The 15,887-nt window shown below is 52.5% G+C and carries 16 protein-coding genes; 7 read left to right on the plus strand and 9 right to left on the minus strand.

Annotated elements, in window-relative coordinates:
• Positions 1 to 82: 82 nt before the first annotated feature.
• A complete protein-coding gene (prmB, locus tag ACJJIY_RS21475; RefSeq protein WP_444907556.1) occupies positions 83 to 1,006 on the minus strand; it encodes a 50S ribosomal protein L3 N(5)-glutamine methyltransferase in 924 nt (307 codons plus the stop codon).
• Between the two features lie 342 nt (positions 1,007 to 1,348).
• Here prmB and folE point away from each other — a divergent pair, with 342 nt between their 5' ends.
• Positions 1,349 to 1,891, plus strand: a complete 543-nt coding sequence (gene folE / locus ACJJIY_RS21480; RefSeq protein WP_282933775.1) for a GTP cyclohydrolase I FolE — start codon at positions 1,349 to 1,351, stop codon at positions 1,889 to 1,891.
• Between the two features lie 54 nt (positions 1,892 to 1,945).
• On the plus strand, positions 1,946 to 2,290 hold the full coding sequence (locus tag ACJJIY_RS21485) for a 5-carboxymethyl-2-hydroxymuconate Delta-isomerase (protein ID WP_282933776.1): 345 nt from the start codon (positions 1,946 to 1,948) through the stop codon (positions 2,288 to 2,290).
• On the opposite strand, the gene ACJJIY_RS21490 is transcribed toward ACJJIY_RS21485, so the two are convergent.
• The 7 genes from ACJJIY_RS21490 to ACJJIY_RS21520 all read right to left on the minus strand — a co-directional run bounded on the left by ACJJIY_RS21490 (position 2,287) and on the right by ACJJIY_RS21520 (position 9,705).
• Positions 2,287 to 3,165 carry an alpha/beta fold hydrolase gene (locus ACJJIY_RS21490; protein ID WP_445358798.1) on the minus strand — a complete coding sequence of 293 codons (879 nt, stop codon included), beginning with the start codon at positions 3,163 to 3,165 and terminating at the stop codon, positions 2,287 to 2,289. The genes ACJJIY_RS21485 and ACJJIY_RS21490 overlap by 4 nt on opposite strands.
• Before the next feature lie 121 nt (positions 3,166 to 3,286).
• Complete coding sequence (gene sixA / locus ACJJIY_RS21495; protein ID WP_282933778.1) at positions 3,287 to 3,739, minus strand: phosphohistidine phosphatase SixA; 453 nt, start codon at positions 3,737 to 3,739, stop codon at positions 3,287 to 3,289.
• A gap of 125 nt (positions 3,740 to 3,864) precedes the next feature.
• Positions 3,865 to 4,347 carry a DUF4389 domain-containing protein gene (locus tag ACJJIY_RS21500; RefSeq protein ID WP_445358799.1) on the minus strand — a complete coding sequence of 161 codons (483 nt, stop codon included), beginning with the start codon at positions 4,345 to 4,347 and terminating at the stop codon, positions 3,865 to 3,867.
• 13 nt (positions 4,348 to 4,360) lie between these two features.
• Positions 4,361 to 5,392 carry an NAD(P)H-dependent glycerol-3-phosphate dehydrogenase gene (locus ACJJIY_RS21505; protein WP_413662953.1) on the minus strand — a complete coding sequence of 344 codons (1,032 nt, stop codon included), beginning with the start codon at positions 5,390 to 5,392 and terminating at the stop codon, positions 4,361 to 4,363.
• Positions 5,393 to 5,638: 246 nt separating this feature from the next.
• The gene (gene htpG, locus ACJJIY_RS21510) at positions 5,639 to 7,558 is read right to left on the minus strand and encodes a molecular chaperone HtpG (protein ID WP_445358800.1); all 1,920 of its coding nucleotides are present in this window, start codon (positions 7,556 to 7,558) and stop codon (positions 5,639 to 5,641) included.
• Between the two features lie 100 nt (positions 7,559 to 7,658).
• The gene (locus tag ACJJIY_RS21515) at positions 7,659 to 8,861 is read right to left on the minus strand and encodes a serine hydrolase domain-containing protein (RefSeq protein WP_413662955.1); all 1,203 of its coding nucleotides are present in this window, start codon (positions 8,859 to 8,861) and stop codon (positions 7,659 to 7,661) included.
• Positions 8,862 to 9,102: 241 nt separating this feature from the next.
• Entirely contained in the window at positions 9,103 to 9,705 is a 603-nt protein-coding gene (locus ACJJIY_RS21520; protein ID WP_143730920.1) for a peroxiredoxin, read from the minus strand.
• Positions 9,706 to 10,019: 314 nt separating this feature from the next.
• On the opposite strand from ACJJIY_RS21520, the gene ACJJIY_RS21525 reads away from it, so the two are divergent.
• The 3 genes from ACJJIY_RS21525 (at position 10,020) to bfr (ending at position 12,937) form a co-directional block, all read left to right on the plus strand.
• Positions 10,020 to 10,250 (plus strand): bacterioferritin-associated ferredoxin, encoded by a 231-nt coding sequence (locus tag ACJJIY_RS21525; protein ID WP_413662956.1) that lies wholly within the window; start codon positions 10,020 to 10,022, stop codon positions 10,248 to 10,250.
• 570 nt (positions 10,251 to 10,820) lie between these two features.
• The gene (locus ACJJIY_RS21530) at positions 10,821 to 12,140 is read left to right on the plus strand and encodes a DUF2254 domain-containing protein (protein ID WP_445358801.1); all 1,320 of its coding nucleotides are present in this window, start codon (positions 10,821 to 10,823) and stop codon (positions 12,138 to 12,140) included.
• Positions 12,141 to 12,445: 305 nt separating this feature from the next.
• Positions 12,446 to 12,937, plus strand: coding sequence for a bacterioferritin (gene bfr, locus ACJJIY_RS21535; RefSeq protein WP_020412720.1), 492 nt, complete (start codon positions 12,446 to 12,448; stop codon positions 12,935 to 12,937).
• Positions 12,938 to 13,047: 110 nt separating this feature from the next.
• Here bfr and grxD read toward each other — a convergent pair whose 3' ends face one another.
• Entirely contained in the window at positions 13,048 to 13,380 is a 333-nt protein-coding gene (grxD, locus tag ACJJIY_RS21540; RefSeq protein ID WP_282933784.1) for a Grx4 family monothiol glutaredoxin, read from the minus strand.
• A gap of 317 nt (positions 13,381 to 13,697) precedes the next feature.
• On the opposite strand from grxD, the gene ACJJIY_RS21545 reads away from it, so the two are divergent.
• Together ACJJIY_RS21545 and argF are read left to right on the plus strand one after the other, a co-directional pair.
• Complete coding sequence (locus ACJJIY_RS21545) at positions 13,698 to 14,882, plus strand: acetylornithine transaminase (protein ID WP_444914446.1); 1,185 nt, start codon at positions 13,698 to 13,700, stop codon at positions 14,880 to 14,882.
• A gap of 22 nt (positions 14,883 to 14,904) precedes the next feature.
• Positions 14,905 to 15,819, plus strand: a complete 915-nt coding sequence (argF, locus tag ACJJIY_RS21550) for an ornithine carbamoyltransferase (protein ID WP_444941010.1) — start codon at positions 14,905 to 14,907, stop codon at positions 15,817 to 15,819.
• The last annotated feature ends 68 nt before the right edge of the window (positions 15,820 to 15,887 follow it).

Here is a 15,887-nt window from a genome sequence, read left to right on the forward strand (position 1 = left end):
TGGGGCAAAAAGCACAAGTGTCCGCAGAACCGGGCATGTGCCCATAACCCGGCAACCGAGATTGCCGGGGAGGCAAAAGGAATTATTCCTTTTCGAAGTAGGGTTGGTAGGCGAGCAGTTCTTCCCGGCTGATGGCAAAAACACCGTGACCGCCATCCTCAAACTCGGGCCACATAAACGGCACCTCAGGGAAGGCTTTTTCCAGGGCTTCCCAGCTATTACCCACTTCGCAGATCAACAGGCCATCAGGCTGTAAGTGGTTGGCAGCCTCGCGCAGCAAGCGACGGGTAAAATCGAGACCGTCATCGCCAGAGCCCAGGGCTATATCCGGCTCAGCGTGGTATTCCTTGGGCATTTCGGCCAGATCGCGGGCATCGACATAGGGCGGGTTGCACACGATCAACTCGTAACTCATTCCGTGCAGGCCGGAAAATAGATCCGACTGCACTGCGCGCACGCGTTCGTTCAACTCGTGACGATTGATATTGATCTGTGCAACTTCGATCGCGTCCTCGGAAATATCGCTCACATCGACACGCGCTTCCGGGAAGGCCTCGGCACAGGCGATACCGATACAACCGCTACCACAACAGAGGTCCAGAATCGCTAGGGGCTCAACATTGAGCCAGGGCTGGAAGTTGTGGCGAATCATCTCGCCAATCGGTGAACGGGGTACCAGTACCCGCTCGTCCACATAAAATGTCATATCGCAGAAGTGCGCTTCCTTGGTCAGGTAGGCCGCCGGTACCCGCTCGCTAAAGCGCCGCTCCAGGATAGTGAGTACGTCGCGGCGCTCCTCCATGGTCAAACGGGCCTGGAGTATCTCCGGCTTACTGTAAGGGGGGAGATGCAGGGCGTGGGTTACCAGTAAAACGGCCTCGTCCCAGGCGTTGTCGGTGCCATGGCCGTAGTAGAGGTCGGCCTCATTGAATCGACTGGTCCCCCAGCGGATATAGTCCAAAACCGTGGTCAGTTCGTGGAGGCTTGTTTCACGCCTTTCTATCATCAATCTATCCTTAAGTGCTTTGTATCTCGTCGGGGCCCACTGTCACTAGCGGGTGCCCTCTGTTGCTGCTGCAGAGGGGCCAGTCAATGCCCGGGGAGTGTAGTTTGCTCACACCAAATAAGCGACGAGTAAGGTTAAGTGGCCATTTTACAGCTGCTACCTAAAGGCCCTAAGCCATTTTTCCGCCCAACTTCGCTCCGCCCTGCTAACAAAATAGCCTTCGTCAGTGGTCGTCAAATAACAGCTAACAAGCTCCTCGGGCCGCGTGGATCTTTACTCTCGGGTTACAAACGCTTAGGGTAGCGCACCCGCCCTTCGGGCTGAGATGTTGGAAAGAGCAGCATGAACGAACATTACGCGCGAATTATTGAAGCAATCGGCGAAGATCCGCAACGCCCTGGGCTCAAAGACACCCCGGAGCGCGCCGCCAAAGCCATGGAATACCTGACCCGCGGCTATAAACAGACCGTGGAAGATGTAGTCAACGACGCGCTCTTCCCGTCCGACTGCAGCGAAATGGTGTTGGTTAAGGATATCGAACTCTACTCCCTGTGTGAGCACCACCTGCTGCCGTTTATCGGCCGCGCCCACGTAGCCTATATTCCCAATGGCAAGGTCGTTGGCCTGTCCAAGGTAGCACGCATTGTGGATATGTTTGCGCGCCGCCTGCAGATCCAGGAGCAGCTGACCGTAGAGATCGCCGAGACCCTGCAAAACGTTACCGGTGCTGCCGGTGTCGGCGTGATCATCGAAGCCAAGCATATGTGCATGATGATGCGCGGTGTGGAAAAACAGAACTCTGTGATGAAGACTTCGGCTATGCTCGGTACTTTCCGCAGCAACCAGGCCACCCGCAACGAGTTCCTCTCCCTGCTGCGCCAGTAAACGCCACAGGTACCCAGCGGCCGCCAGGGCCGCTTTGACCGAGGAGTGACCGCTATGCCTCACCTGATCATAGAGTATGCGAAAAATCTGGAAGAGAAGATTTCTGTCGCTGCACTGGTCAGCTCGGCTCAGGAGGCGATGCACCGTTCCGGTTTGTTCGCCTCCCACAATATCAAGACCCGCGCCAAGTCCTACGACCAATTTATCGCTGGGGACAATGGCAACAGCTTTATCCACGCAGAGATCCGCTTGCTTGAAGGGCGCTCTACGCGGGAAAGGGAGGCATTGAGCTCGGCGGTTTTTAACAGCCTGTGCCAATTTGCCGAAGGAGTTCCCGCAGTCTCGGTAGAGGTGCGGGAGATGGATGCCAGCTGCTATTCCAAACGGGTTCCCTTCTAAGCGGTTTCACCGCGCAAGAAAGGCCCAAACCACTCTGCAATCGCCCGGGCACCACTCTCCTCCAGGTGTAAGTGGTGGCTTCCGGGAATCTCACGCGCCTCAATACCCGGAAACTCTTGCAGTACAGGGCGTAGGCGCTTGAGCATATCTGCAATACCGTCTTCAGCGAGAACCAGCTGCACCGGCATCTTCAATCGGGATAAGTAAGCTTTAATCTGTGGCTCATTGAGCTTGGCTGTGGAAGCCGCCATCAGCCGGGGGTCATTACTCCACATATAACCTCCCTCCACTTCCCGGGTGCCCCGCTCGGTCAATACCTGCGCTGCCCACTCAGTTAGCGGGAACATGCCATTTTTGCGCGCTTCGACCGCCTCTTCGAAGGTACCGTAAACCCGCAGCTTGCGCGTGCCATAACGGGCTCTCTGGGCAATAGCCTTGGCCAGGTTCTCCGGAGCTTTTTCATCTTCGGTGGAGGGGGGCACAAGGCCATCGATCAGTGCCAGGCGCTTTACCCGATCGGGAAAAGCACCAGCGGTAATCACCCCGGCAATAGCACCTCGGGAGTGCGCCACAATGGAGAACTTGCGCCAGCCCAGCGCGTGCACCGCCCCCAAAATATCTTCCGCCTCTTCCCAGATGTTGTAGTTGGCATCGAGTGAGCGGTGATAGCTGTGTCCGTGGCCCGGCATATCTATCGCTACCAGATTAATTCCGCTGAGCAGGGGAGCCAGCCGACTGAAGGTGGCACAGTTATCCAACCAGCCGTGAAGAGCAATTACCGGCTCTCCCTCCGGGTCGCCCCACTGGCGTGCGGCAATCGACTTGTGATCAAACTCAAGGGTGATTTCACGGGGAGTGATTTGATTTATCGCCAAAGTGATATCCACCGGATAGTGACTAAAACAGGTGGTGAAATGGTGCGGCCCACCAACAACATCCGCAATGACAGTTGTGATCAGCGCAATAGGGATTTACTGGCAGACACGACCGGAAAAATTACTCTGCGTGCTGCAACCACTCCAGGTCAGCGCAGCCATTAGCCCATACATCCGCACTAACGCAGGCGAGGCTGGAAGTGCCCATCGGGTGTTCGTTACCGCTGCCACAGAGGCCATTGAGCAGGCTGCCCACCAGAGGCTGGTGACTAACCAGGAGAAGCGGGAAGGTATCCTGGGTTTGCAAATGGTCGAGCAGTTGCTGTGGGTGGGTATTGCCGATCAGCAGCGGTTCGGTAATAACAGGCAACCCCAGTTGAGCGGCAGCAATCTCAGCGGTTTCCTGGGTGCGTACAAATGGGCTGGCCCAAATAGCCTTTACCGCCGCCAGTTCCTCGGCGCGCTTTTTACAAACCTGTGCAACCTGCCTGCGCCCGCGCTCTGTCAGGGCTCTCTCTGCATCATTGGCGAGCATGGGCTCCGCTTTACCGTGACGCAAAATAAACAGCTGCATGGGGCTTCCTCAAGGATGGGTTGTTACTTTATCGATATCTGCGGGAATATTCGTAGGGAGGGCTGCGGATATTTATCCGGTACCCATGGATAAGGCACCGGATAAATTAGCGATAGGAAAAGCAATTAGTTCTTGTCGACAGGTTTGTCGGCGTCGTCGGCACTTTCCTCAACCAACTCGGGCTTTTCACTGCTCTCGGGCTCGGAGCTACCCAGGATAATGGCATCCTCGGCTTCGTCTTCAGTCTTGTCCTTTTCACGCTTTACTTCTGTAGAAACCACTTCTGCAGAAACATCTTCGGCGCCCTCGTAACCGGACAAATCCTCTACTTCAGATTCAGGCCACTCGGCAAACGGGAAAGGTTTTTCGTCGGAGTTGTAGATCAGGAACTGGATCGCCTGGTAAACATAGGAGGCGAGCTGATCGCCAAAGCGACGCAGATTATCGTTGGATTTCCCGCTGATAATCGAAAACAGGAATTGCAGTATCACTACCGCCATCAGTAACCACGCGGCAACCTGAAGGCACACTGCAAACAGCACCATATAGATAAGGCGCACCCACTGGTTGCCGGAAGTAAGATTGCGCTTTAGATCGTCATTTTTCATATGAGGCTTCCATTTAAGGCTTGGCCGAGTAGGCCACATCAAAAGTTTGTGCGCCCGACATCAAATTGCGAATCACCTCAGGAATCGGCCGCTGTTCAAATAATATGGCGTGAATCGCGGAAACCAAGGGCATGTAGACACCCATTTCGTCAGCTTTCTGTTTAATCAGACGAACCGTATTCACACCTTCGGCCACCTGACCGATTTCTGCGACAGCCTGATCGAGCGGCTTGCCTTTACCGACCATATACCCCACCCGATAATTTCGGCTGAGGTCTGAGGAACAGGTCAGAATCAAGTCGCCGACACCAGCTAGACCGATAAACGTCATGGGATCGGCACCCATCGCTTCGGCAAAACGCATCATTTCTGCCAGGGAGCGGGTGATCAATAAACTGATGGTATTTTGCCCGCGCTCCAGTGCCGCAGCCATACCAGTGATGATCGCGTAGATATTTTTTAGCGCACCGGCAAGCTCTACTCCAAACACATCGCTACTGGAATAAACCCGGAAAGTCTCCGAGTGCAGTGCCGATTGAATCGCTTTGCAAAGTGCCTCGTCTTCACTGGCCACCACCGTTGCAGTGTAGTGCCCCGCAACAATTTCTTTTGCAAAATTTGGTCCGCTCAAGACCCCGACACGCATGTCGGTGGTTTCCTCGCGCAGGATATCGCTCATTAAGTGGAAGTTGTCATGCTCGATTCCCTTAGTGGTGGAGATCAGCATGGTGCCCGGCGCCAACAACGGGGCTACTTTTTTTACCACCTCGCGAAAGGACTTACTGGGTATCGCAACAAAAACGATACTGCAACCATCGACCGCTTGCTCCAGGTCGCTGGTAAGTTGTAATTCCGGGTGCAGCGGCACGCCGGGCAGGTATTTATGGTTTTCTCGAGTGTCGCGACACTCAGCCGCCGTCTCCGCATTGCGCATCCACTGGCGGGTGTCGTGGCCGTTGCCCGCCACAATGTTAGCAATCGCGGTTCCGAAACTGCCGCCGCCCAATACGGCAATAGCGAGGGGGTTGGAAGTTTCTTTTTGCATTGTCACACCGATAAAGCTTCTTATAAGACTTGCGGATTATAGAGGCATGACCCGCTGAGCCCAATGGGGTCAATTTGTTTTAAACTTCTGCCAATTGTGCGAAACGGCACAGTAAATAGCAAAAACGGCCCTCTGCCTTGACCAACCGATAAAACACCGTTCGATCCGGCAGGGGCCGCTTCTGGGACCAGCAAAGTCTAAAACAACTCCACTGGCCATCGCTTAGCACCAATCAATAGCGCTGACTTAGCCGTGCATTTCCAGCAACAGCGTGTTCAGGCGGCGCACATAATCCGCCGGATCTGCCAACTGGTTACCGGCAGCCAGATTAGCCTGGTCCATCAGGATATTGGTGAGATCCGCAAAGCGATCTTCATCCGCCTCCTGGTCCAGACGCTGTACCAGTGGGTGGGACGGATTGATTTCAAAGATCGGCTTGGCATCTGGCAGGGCCTGGCCGGCCTGCTCCAGGATGCGGCGCATTTGCGGGCCCATATCCTGTTCGCTCACCACCAGACACGCTGGGGAGTCCACCAGGCGAGTGGTTGCGCGTACGGATTCAACGCGACCTTCCAGAACTTCCTGTACCCGCTCAACCAGGGCACCGGACTCCTGCTCAACTTTTTCGCGCTCTGCCTTGTCCTCATCGCTCTCGGCTTCACCCAGATCCAGCGCACCTTTGGCCACGTCCTGGAACTGCTTGCCGTCGAACTCGTTCATATGGCCCACGAACCACTCGTCCACCTGATCGGTAAGCAGCAGCACTTCGATACCCTTCTTGCGGAATACTTCCAGGTAGGGGCTGGACTTGGCCGTAGCGAAGTTGTCGGCACACACGTAGTAGATCGCCTTTTGGCCATCCTTCATGCGACCCACATAGTCTTCCAGGGATTGATCCTGCTTCTCGGTATCGGTATGGGTGCTGGCGAAGCGCAGCAGCTTGGCAATTTTCTCTTTGTTGGAGAAATCTTCAGCCGGACCTTCTTTTAATACATTGCCGAACAGATCCCAGAACTTCTGGTATTCATCTCCATCTTTTTTCGCCAATTTATCCAGCATATCCAGAACACGCTTGGTCAGCGCACTCTTGATCGCATCGGTATTGCGATCTTTTTGCAGGATTTCACGGGATACGTTCAGCGGCAAATCATTGGAGTCCAGAACACCTTTCACGAAACGCAAGTACAGCGGCAGGAACTGCTCCGCATCGTCCATGATAAAAGTGCGCTGCACATACAGCTTGAGGCCGCGAGCGGCATCGCGCTGGTACAGATCAAACGGTGCGCGCGCAGGGATGTAAAGCAGGCTGGTGTAATCCTGTTTGCCCTCTACGCGGTTGTGGCTCCAGGTTAAGGGATCGTCGAAATCGTGGGAGATATGCTTGTAGAACTCCTTGTACTCCTCAGATTTCACATCGGAGCGGGGACGAGTCCACAGGGCCTGGGCAGCGTTTACTGCTTCAAACTCAGGCGCCCTCTCTTCCTTCGGCTCTTCGCCCTCTTCCGCTGCCGGCATTTCCTCTTTCAACATCTCCACCGGAATGGCGATGTGATCGGAGTACTTTTTAATGATGGAGCGCAGGCGCCAGTTATCGGCAAACTCTTTTGCTTCTTCTTTCAGGTGCAGAACCACTCGAGTGCCGCGCTGGGGCCATTCAACAGTCTCTACGGAGTATTCCGCTTCACCGTGACACTCCCAGTGCACACCCTGGTCGGAATTCAAGCCGGCGCGACGGGTGAATACGTCCACTTTGTCAGCGACGATAAAGGCGGAGTAAAAGCCCACACCGAACTGGCCGATCAGGTGCGCATCTTTTTTCTGGTCTCCGGTCAGCTGCTGCATAAATGCAGAGGTGCCGGAGCGGGCGATAGTACCGAGGTTTTCGATAACTTCATCGCGGCTCATACCAATACCATTATCGGTAATGGTGAGCGTGCCCTCTTCCTTGTCAAACTCGATGCGAATGCGCAGGTCTGCATCTTCACCCAGTAATTCGGGCTTGGACAGCGATTCAAAACGCAGCTTGTCGGCGGCATCAGAAGCGTTGGATACCAGCTCGCGCAGGAAAATCTCCTTGTTGGAGTAGAGCGAGTGGATCATCAGGTGCAGTAGCTGCTTGGCTTCCGTCTGGAATCCATGGCTCTCTTTTTGGGCCTCAACGGTCATCTATTCGGTCTCCCCGTAAACGTCAATCGGAACAGGGAGCAAATATTGGGATCAGCCAGCAGGTTTCAAGGGGGGAAGGACAATCACTTACCAGTGGAGATCAGCGATCTCCACTGGTTTGAGCGGTAGCGAGATTACCTTTGCCTGTAATATCGATCACGAAATTGGCTGTGAGATCTGAGATCACTCGGGACTCCGCATTCATCAGGATGGCAATACCCACTTTCAACTTTTCCGAATAGGCCACCGCCGCACGGAAGCCCGCAACCCAACCGCCGTGATAAATAATGCGGTCATCACCGATGGTGTAGAGGCGCCAGCCCAAGCCGTAGCCTGCATGAGACAGGTAGTCTCTCCAGATACGATGGCGCATATGGCGCTGGGTAGCGACTCGCTCTGTAGTCATATCGGCGATCACTTCCGGTGACAGTACCTTCGGGTAGTAGCCCATCTGGGCTTTCAGCCACTGGGCCATATCAGAGATACTGGCATTCACTCCCGCCGCCGGTGCAGCAAAGTAGTATTCCTTCTCCACTTTCACTGGGCGCCAACCACTACCAGTCTGGATATGGGGTGCCGCACGGTTGTCGGAGGCCATAAAGCTCTCCCAGCCAACCGATGCATTCTGCATTTTCAGCGGGACAAAAATTCTCTTCTTAAGCTGGCTGGCAAAGGAAACCCCGGTCGCCTCAAAAATCACATCCTCAATAAGGCTGAACAACACATTCTGGTAGCCGTAGCATTTTCCCGGCGTGCAGCGCGGATCGATATTGGCAAACTTGGGCAATATCTTGCTGAGAGGCTTGTTGTCCTCAAGGTAGTTGTCGTAGGCGTTGGGGGTCAGGCCCGAGGAATGGCTGAGCAGGTGCTCCACCTGAAGCTGGCGAGACAGTGAAGGCGTCTTAAAGCTCAGGTCCGGCACATAGTTGACCACCTTGTCATCCCATTTGAAGCGATCTTCATGCTCCAACATAGTGGCCATACTGGCAGCGAAGGTCTTGGATACCGAGGCCAGACGGAACACCGTGTCCTGATCCACCTTGCCGGATTTACCCCTGACCCTGACGCCATAGGTATCCATCGCGACCACCCGGTTGCCATCCACGATGACATAGGCGCCGCCGGGTATAGATTTACCCGCCATCATCTGTTTGAAGTATCGGCCAAACTGTTTGGCCCTGTCGTCTATATCAGCCGCTTGCGCAGGCAGGGACAGACTCCCCAGAATCACCAGGAAGAGAAAAAAACGTGCCATAGAGGCGCGCATGACGTAGACGATATTTGAAAGAATTGCAGGTCTCATAAGCAAATCGAGCCGCCAAAGCAATCCGGTAGTTGCAGATAAGACTAGCAGCCAGCGGGCAAAAACTCTATTTAGGCGCCACGCAGGACTGACCGCTGAATTCTAGTCTGCACTTTTCTCCGGCGCGGGGACGGCCATGCCAATCAGCGCAGGTCAGCGCAACAAGGCTTGTACAAACAAAAAAACCGCCTTGCGGCGGTTCTTCTTTTTGGGGTCCGGAGACCCCAGCGCAAAAAGCGTCTTACAGCTTCTCAGCGTTCTCGCTCAGGTAAGCCGCTACACCTTCCGGAGAAGCGTTCATACCTTTGTCGCCTTCCTGCCAGCCGGCGGGGCAAACTTCACCGTGCTCCTGGTGGAACGCCAGAGCGTCAACCATGCGCAGCATTTCGTCAACGTTACGGCCCAGCGGCAGATCGTTAACTACCTGGTGACGTACATTGCCTTCTTCGTCGATCAGGAAGGAACCGCGGAAAGCAACACCAGCGTCAGCTTCTACGTCGTACGCCTGGCAGATTTCGTGCTTAACGTCTGCAACCAGGGTGTACTTAACCGGGCCGATACCACCGTCGTTGACGGAGGTGTTACGCCATGCGTTGTGAGAGAACTGGGAATCGATGGATACACCGATTACCTCAACACCGCGCTTTTCAAACTCAGCGAAACGGTGGTCGAAAGCGATCAGCTCAGAAGGACATACGAAGGTGAAGTCCAGCGGGTAGAAGAAAACTACAGCCTTCTTACCTTTGATTGCTTCTTTCAGGTTAAAAGTATCGACGATCTCGCCGTTACCCAATACCGCTGCAGCGGTGAAATCCGGAGCCGGCTTGCCTACCAGAACTGCCATGAAAACCTCCTCAATCCAATGATGGGTTGTTGATGATACGTAGAGTGTTCAATTTATGAGCAACAGCTATAAATCGAATGGGAATTAATAGTGGGCCGCTATGATACACACCCACTTATTTCAGGCCCATAAATTTTTTAAATCAGGCTGATAGCAGAACGGCTATGCGTGAACTAACACCCAAAATAGGATGACCTACCCGCAAAAATGTACAAATAGCAAACAAAGAGGGTAAAATGCGACCACTCCGGAATCTTATTGACACTCATTCTCAATTGCAATAGGATTCCTACCTGACTACTATTGAGTAAGAGTTGAACAGAGCCACCGCCATGTATGTATGTATTTGTAAGGGCATAACTGACCGCCAGATTAAAGAGGCGATCTATGATGGCTCCACTTCGGTGAAGGCGTTGAGACGCCAGCTGGGCGTTTCTTCTCAATGTGGACGCTGTGCCGAGCAGACCAAGGAGATCATCGATGAGACCATGAGCGGTGGGATGGTATCCTCTGCCAACAACGGCCTCTTCTACTCCGCCAGCTGATTTTGGCTTTTGACCTGCGATCGTGTCCCTGGCGATCGCCTCCCCTCTTCTTATATCTCAGCTTCCACTCAACACCTGCTAGTTGAGTCAGGCTCTTCCCTTTAACGGCTTAGCGCGGTTCAACTGAAATTCAAAAATGGTGCCTCAGTTTTCCCTGCTACACACAAAAACGATTGTATTTAGATATAGCAATATTCCTGATCCATACATTTTTGTACCGCCCACTGACAACAACAAGTGCAGTGAACTGAACCAGAAATATGTATTTGTAAGTTCTTAGCAGACCGCCAGACCAAAGAGATAATCTATGGTGGTGCTATCTCAGTAAGGGCCTTGGGGCACCAGTTGGCGGTCTCATCCCTGTGCGGGAGGCCGAATAAACGAATGAGCTTATCGAATAGACCATGAGCGGGAGTATGGTCTACTCAGCTAACTACCGCCGATTCTACTTCACAAGCTGACCCCGAATCCCGGCTACCACAATCTATAACCACTAAGTTACCTTCCCGAATGCTCCCTCTAAAGCTCATAGACTAAGCTGATAGCACGCTGGCGTGCCTTTCTCCATCTATGAAGCAGTATCTTATACACCTCTATGAACGCCTCCACTCCAGTTTCTGGAGCGTCCCGCTGATTATGATCCTAGCGGCGCTAGCGCTCTGCGCCCTTACCGTTCACCTGGACACAGCACTTCCTGCTCCTCCCCTTTTATTCCGGGGCAGTTTGCAGTGGTTTAATTTGGGTAATATCGAAAATGCTCGAGCCCTTTTGTCAGTCATTGCTGGCTCCACTATCACGGTAGCCGGAACGGTATTCTCAATAACAATGGTTGCCCTCTCCCTCGCCTCTAATCAATTCGGCCCCCATTTGATCAGAAATTTTATCCGGGACCGAGCGACCCAGATATCCCTCGGGATTTTCCTGGCGACCTATGTCTATGCCATTGTCACTATGCGTTCGATTGGCACAGCGGAAAACGAAATAGCTAACTATGGCATTAGCGTGCTCACGGCTTTGGTGCTGACTTTAATCAGTGTTATCTACCTTATTTACTTTATTCACAATGTCGCACAGTCAATTCAGGTCGATAACATTACCCACCGTATTAATCTCGAGTTTCAGCAGGCGATAGAGCGTGAATATCCAGATTGCCATGAATCTACGAACAAAAAAGTATTCGATACTAAACGCCTGGACCTCGGCTCAAGTTGGATCGACATCCCCACCCCAAAGGGCGGTTATGTCCAATTTATCGATAAGCAAAGAATTACTCGCACAACCCAGAATTTCCAATGCTGCCTAAAGCTGAACTGCCACCCGGGAAGCTACCTGCATCACTGGGAGATGATCGGCCAGGTTTATCCGGCAAATAACCCAGAAAGAGTAATTCCTGCAATTCAGTCTGCAATACAGATCGGCACCCAGCCAACGGCAGAACAAGATGTGGTCTTTTCTATCCAGCAGCTTTCACAAATTGCTGTGCGAGCTTTATCTCCAGGCATTAATGACCCATTTACTGCTTATTCCTGCGTTGATCGCCTGATTGAGGGGCTTGGTACTGTATTATATCGACCTGAGCCCGCAAATTGTTTTACCGACTCATCGGGGGAATTGCGAATAATTTGCAGTAAGCTTGAGTTTTCTCAACTGCTCCAAGCTTCTCTCGACGAAATTGTCGAACACGGCAGATCAAGTAGTGTATTTATGTGCCATTTACTCAACGCACTAGAAACACTTGTTGAGGTTTGCCATAGGAAAACAGATAAACAGGCATTAAAGGACTATTTAAAGCGCCTGAATGACGATAACTCAGTTTTTATAAAAAGCAAAATCGATCAACAAATCATTAATGACAAATTAGTTTTTATTAGAGAAAAACTAAAAAGCTGAAATATAGTCCTGCAACCTAAATGAGAATTATTTTCGTTGCTATTTTCGGCTAAATTTGCGTTAAAACCCTTGTTTTTTCTGCATTCTGCAAGAAAAATTTTTCCTTGACTTGCCGCAAATCGCAACGCAAACTCGGCCCCGATTGCAGCTGAAATCCTAAAATAAAATTAGGTAAATCAGGCAGCCGCAGACTTTAGTGACTAATAAACTTTAGTAACTAAAAATATCAACTAATCTCTAGCGACTAACAAATAGGAACTCTCTGCAAACCTTATTGAGTTGGCAGGGCTTCAGGAGCACAGGCTATGAAAGGCGACCCCAAGGTAATTGAGCATTTAAATAAAGTACTGGGTAATGAACTGGTAGCTATTAACCAGTATTTCCTACACGCCCGCATGTACGACAATTGGGGTTTAAAAGAGCTGGGCAAACAGGAATATCACGAATCCATTGATGAAATGAAGCACGCCGATTGGCTGATCGAGCGCATTCTTTTCCTCGAAGGTATTCCCAACCTGCAGCATCTGGGCAAACTTCTGATCGGCGAAAATACCGAAGAGATGCTCAAGTGCGACCTGAAAATTGAATCCAAGGCCATTCCCGACTTGCGTGAAGCCATTGCCTATTGCGAGTCCGTTCGGGATTACGGCAGTCGTGAATTGCTGGAGAAAATCCTCGAGTCTGAGGAAGAGCATGTAGATTGGCTGGAAACCCAGCTGGAGCTGATCGACAAAGTTGGCATTCAAAACTACCTGCAAACTCAAATGGAAACTGCAGCCGGCCACTCTGGCAAGTAGCTTAAGTCCTCTCACAGGCATAAAAAAACCGCAGCTTCCGCTGCGGTTTTTTTGTTTCTACAGTATGCCTACCATCTATAGCAGCAGACATATTGGAGCAAAAGCGGAAATTAATCCTCGCCTTCGCTCTCCGCTGATGCCTCATCAATCAAGGTTTTCAGCTCACCGTTCTCATGCATTTCCATAATGATGTCACAGCCACCGATCAGCTCGCCCTTAACCCACAGCTGGGGGAACGTCGGCCAGTTCGCGTACTTAGGCAGCTCAGCGCGGATGTCCGGGTTAGCCAGAATATCAACGTAGGCAAAGCGCTTACCGCAAGCCATCATCGCCTGGGAGGCCCGCATGGAAAAGCCGCACTGGGGGGCATTAGGGCTACCTTTCATATAAAGCAGAATGGTGTTATCAGCGATCTGCTGCTTGATGTTCTCCAGTGTATCCATAAGCGTGAAAAACCTCAGGTGGTCGAAGCAAAAAGTAAGTGTACAGGCACCATACCATCATCTGATATAGCGCACCGGCATCCATTGTACCCCAGTGGGGCCGGCAATAAGTACACCATCCCCTCGATGAAAGCAAAAACCGCAGATCTACAACACCGGATACCATGTTGAAAATTCAGCCAGCCAGATAGCACACAGCTTATAAAGGCTGTGTTACCATTGCTCCAATCGATATAAAGTGCAGATTAAAAAGCTTAAACAGAATTTTCTGCGGAAAATAAACAATCTAAATAGTCAATATTTAAGGAGATGCCCCGGTGGCCACCCCGACACTCATGCAAAACTATGGCGATCGAACCCTCACACTGGTGCGGGGTGAAGGCAATTATGTATGGGATGATCAGGGCCGACGATACCTGGATGCAATCTCTGGAATCGCCGTCTGCGGCCTTGGCCACTGCCACCCCAAAGTTACCCTGGCCCTGCACGAGCAGATTCGGACCCTGTTACATGTATCCAATCTCTACAATATCCCTGCGCAGGAGAAACTGGCAGACAAGCTGGTACAGCTATCCGGCATGGACAATGTGTTTTTCTCCAATTCCGGAGCTGAGGCCAATGAAGCAGCGATTAAGCTAGCGCGGCGGCTAGGCAATAGCCGCAATATTGAGACCCCTCAAATCCTGGTAATGGAAAGCGCTTTCCACGGCCGCACCTTGGCTACCCTGACAGCAACCGGCAATGAAAAAATCCAAGAGGGCTTCGGTCCTCTGCCCGAGGGTTTTTTGCGTGTGCCGTTTAACGATACTGCAGCCATCGAAAAGCTCGCAGGTGAGCGCAACGATATTGTCGCAGTGCTGGTTGAGCCGGTTCAGGGAGAGGGCGGTGTACGCGTGCCCACTTCCAACTACCTGGGGCAATTGCGCGAACTCTGCGATCAACATAACTGGCTCCTGATGCTGGATGAAGTGCAAACCGGAAACGGCCGCAGCGGCAAAATGTTTGCCTACCAGCATGCGGACATATTGCCCGACGTGGTGACCACTGCCAAAGGACTGGGTAACGGTGTCCCCATCGGAGCCTGCCTGGCCAGGGGAGTTGCCGCTCAATTATTTTCTGCGGGCACCCACGGCTCCACTTTTGGCGGCAACCCTCTAGCCTGCAGTGCCGCACTGGCAGTGATCGATACGCTGGAAAGTGAATGGCTGTTAGAGCGCGCCGAGGCATTGGGGCAACGCCTGCTGCATCAACTCAAACAACAGTTATCCGATTGCGACCAGGTCAAAGAGGTGCGGGGCTTGGGGCTGATGATCGGAATAGAATTGCAGCAGCCCTGTGCCAAACTGGTGGACATAGCCCGCGAGCGCGGACTGCTGATTAATGTTACCGCCGGCAATGTAGTACGCCTGCTCCCCCCACTCACACTCAGCGACGACGAGTGCCATCAATTGGCAAACGATGTCAGCTCACTGATTCACCAGTTTGCACTGCAAGCAGTCTGATGCAAAAAAAGGAGAACAGCTTATGGCGATCAGACATTTTCTCACCCTTACAGACTTGTCTTCGGAAGAGCTCAAGCAAATTATTGAGCGCGCGATCGAACTCAAAACACTGCGCGCTCAAGGAATAAATACCGACCTTTTTCGCGGCAAAGTGCTGGGGATGATTTTTGAAAAATCCTCTACTCGCACCCGCGTTTCGTTTGAGGCCGGTATGGCACAGATGGGGGGAAGCGCCCTCTTCCTATCTCCCCGCGATACTCAGTTAGGCCGCGGGGAGCCCGTTGAAGACAGCGCCCGAGTAATTTCCAGCATGGTGGATATGGTGATGATTCGCACCTTTGGCCACCAGGTACTGGAGCGCTTCTCAGAATATTCAAAGGTACCGGTGATTAATGCCCTCTCCGACAGCTACCACCCCTGCCAGCTGCTCGCAGATATCCAAACCTTTGTGGAGCACCGCGGCAGCCCTGAGGGCAAGGTGGTCGCCTGGGTCGGCGATGGCAACAATATGTGCCACTCCTATATTAATGCTGCCCGCCTGTGCAATTTTGAGCTGCGTATAGCCTGCCCGCCCGGCTACGAGCCCAACGCCAATATCCTCGCTTCGGCAAGTGATCGGGTCACCGTAGTACACGATCCGGTGGAGGCTGTTAAAGGGGCCGATTGGGTGGCCACCGATGTGTGGGCTTCCATGGGACAGGAAACTGAACAACAGATCCGCCTGAAAGCCTTCGAGAGCTTCCTGGTGGACCATGAGCTGATGAGCCACGCCAATAGCGATGCCATCTTTATGCACTGCTTGCCCGCCCACCGTGGAGAGGAGGTGAGTGCCGAACTTTTAGAGGATGGCAACATCTCGGTGGTATGGGATGAGGCTGAAAACCGCCTTCACGCGCAAAAAGCCCTGATGGAATTCCTCCAAGACCACAGTCGATAAACCCTAAAAGGGTACAGCCACTCCTGCGGTTGTACCCTGCTACCTGTACTCACTCCCCTGCTCCTCTC

Source organism: Microbulbifer maximicatervae (SeqCode) (genome assembly GCF_052468155.1).

Bases quoted from the DNA above. Each gene is read 5' to 3' on its own strand.
- argF (WP_444941010.1), top strand. From the start codon at position 14,905: ATGGCGATCAGACATTTTCTCACCCTTACAGACTTGTCTTCGGAAGAG.
- htpG (WP_445358800.1), bottom strand. From the start codon at position 7,558: ATGACCGTTGAGGCCCAAAAAGAGAGCCATGGATTCCAGACGGAAGCC.
- ACJJIY_RS21515 (WP_413662955.1), bottom strand. From the start codon at position 8,861: ATGAGACCTGCAATTCTTTCAAATATCGTCTACGTCATGCGCGCCTCT.
- sixA (WP_282933778.1), bottom strand. From the start codon at position 3,739: ATGCAGCTGTTTATTTTGCGTCACGGTAAAGCGGAGCCCATGCTCGCC.
- grxD (WP_282933784.1), bottom strand. From the start codon at position 13,380: ATGGATACACTGGAGAACATCAAGCAGCAGATCGCTGATAACACCATT.
- prmB (WP_444907556.1), bottom strand. From the start codon at position 1,006: ATGATAGAAAGGCGTGAAACAAGCCTCCACGAACTGACCACGGTTTTG.
- ACJJIY_RS21505 (WP_413662953.1), bottom strand. From the start codon at position 5,392: ATGCAAAAAGAAACTTCCAACCCCCTCGCTATTGCCGTATTGGGCGGC.
- ACJJIY_RS21485 (WP_282933776.1), top strand. From the start codon at position 1,946: ATGCCTCACCTGATCATAGAGTATGCGAAAAATCTGGAAGAGAAGATT.
- ACJJIY_RS21520 (WP_143730920.1), bottom strand. From the start codon at position 9,705: ATGGCAGTTCTGGTAGGCAAGCCGGCTCCGGATTTCACCGCTGCAGCG.
- ACJJIY_RS21500 (WP_445358799.1), bottom strand. From the start codon at position 4,347: ATGAAAAATGACGATCTAAAGCGCAATCTTACTTCCGGCAACCAGTGG.
- folE (WP_282933775.1), top strand. From the start codon at position 1,349: ATGAACGAACATTACGCGCGAATTATTGAAGCAATCGGCGAAGATCCG.
- ACJJIY_RS21530 (WP_445358801.1), top strand. From the start codon at position 10,821: ATGAAGCAGTATCTTATACACCTCTATGAACGCCTCCACTCCAGTTTC.
- bfr (WP_020412720.1), top strand. From the start codon at position 12,446: ATGAAAGGCGACCCCAAGGTAATTGAGCATTTAAATAAAGTACTGGGT.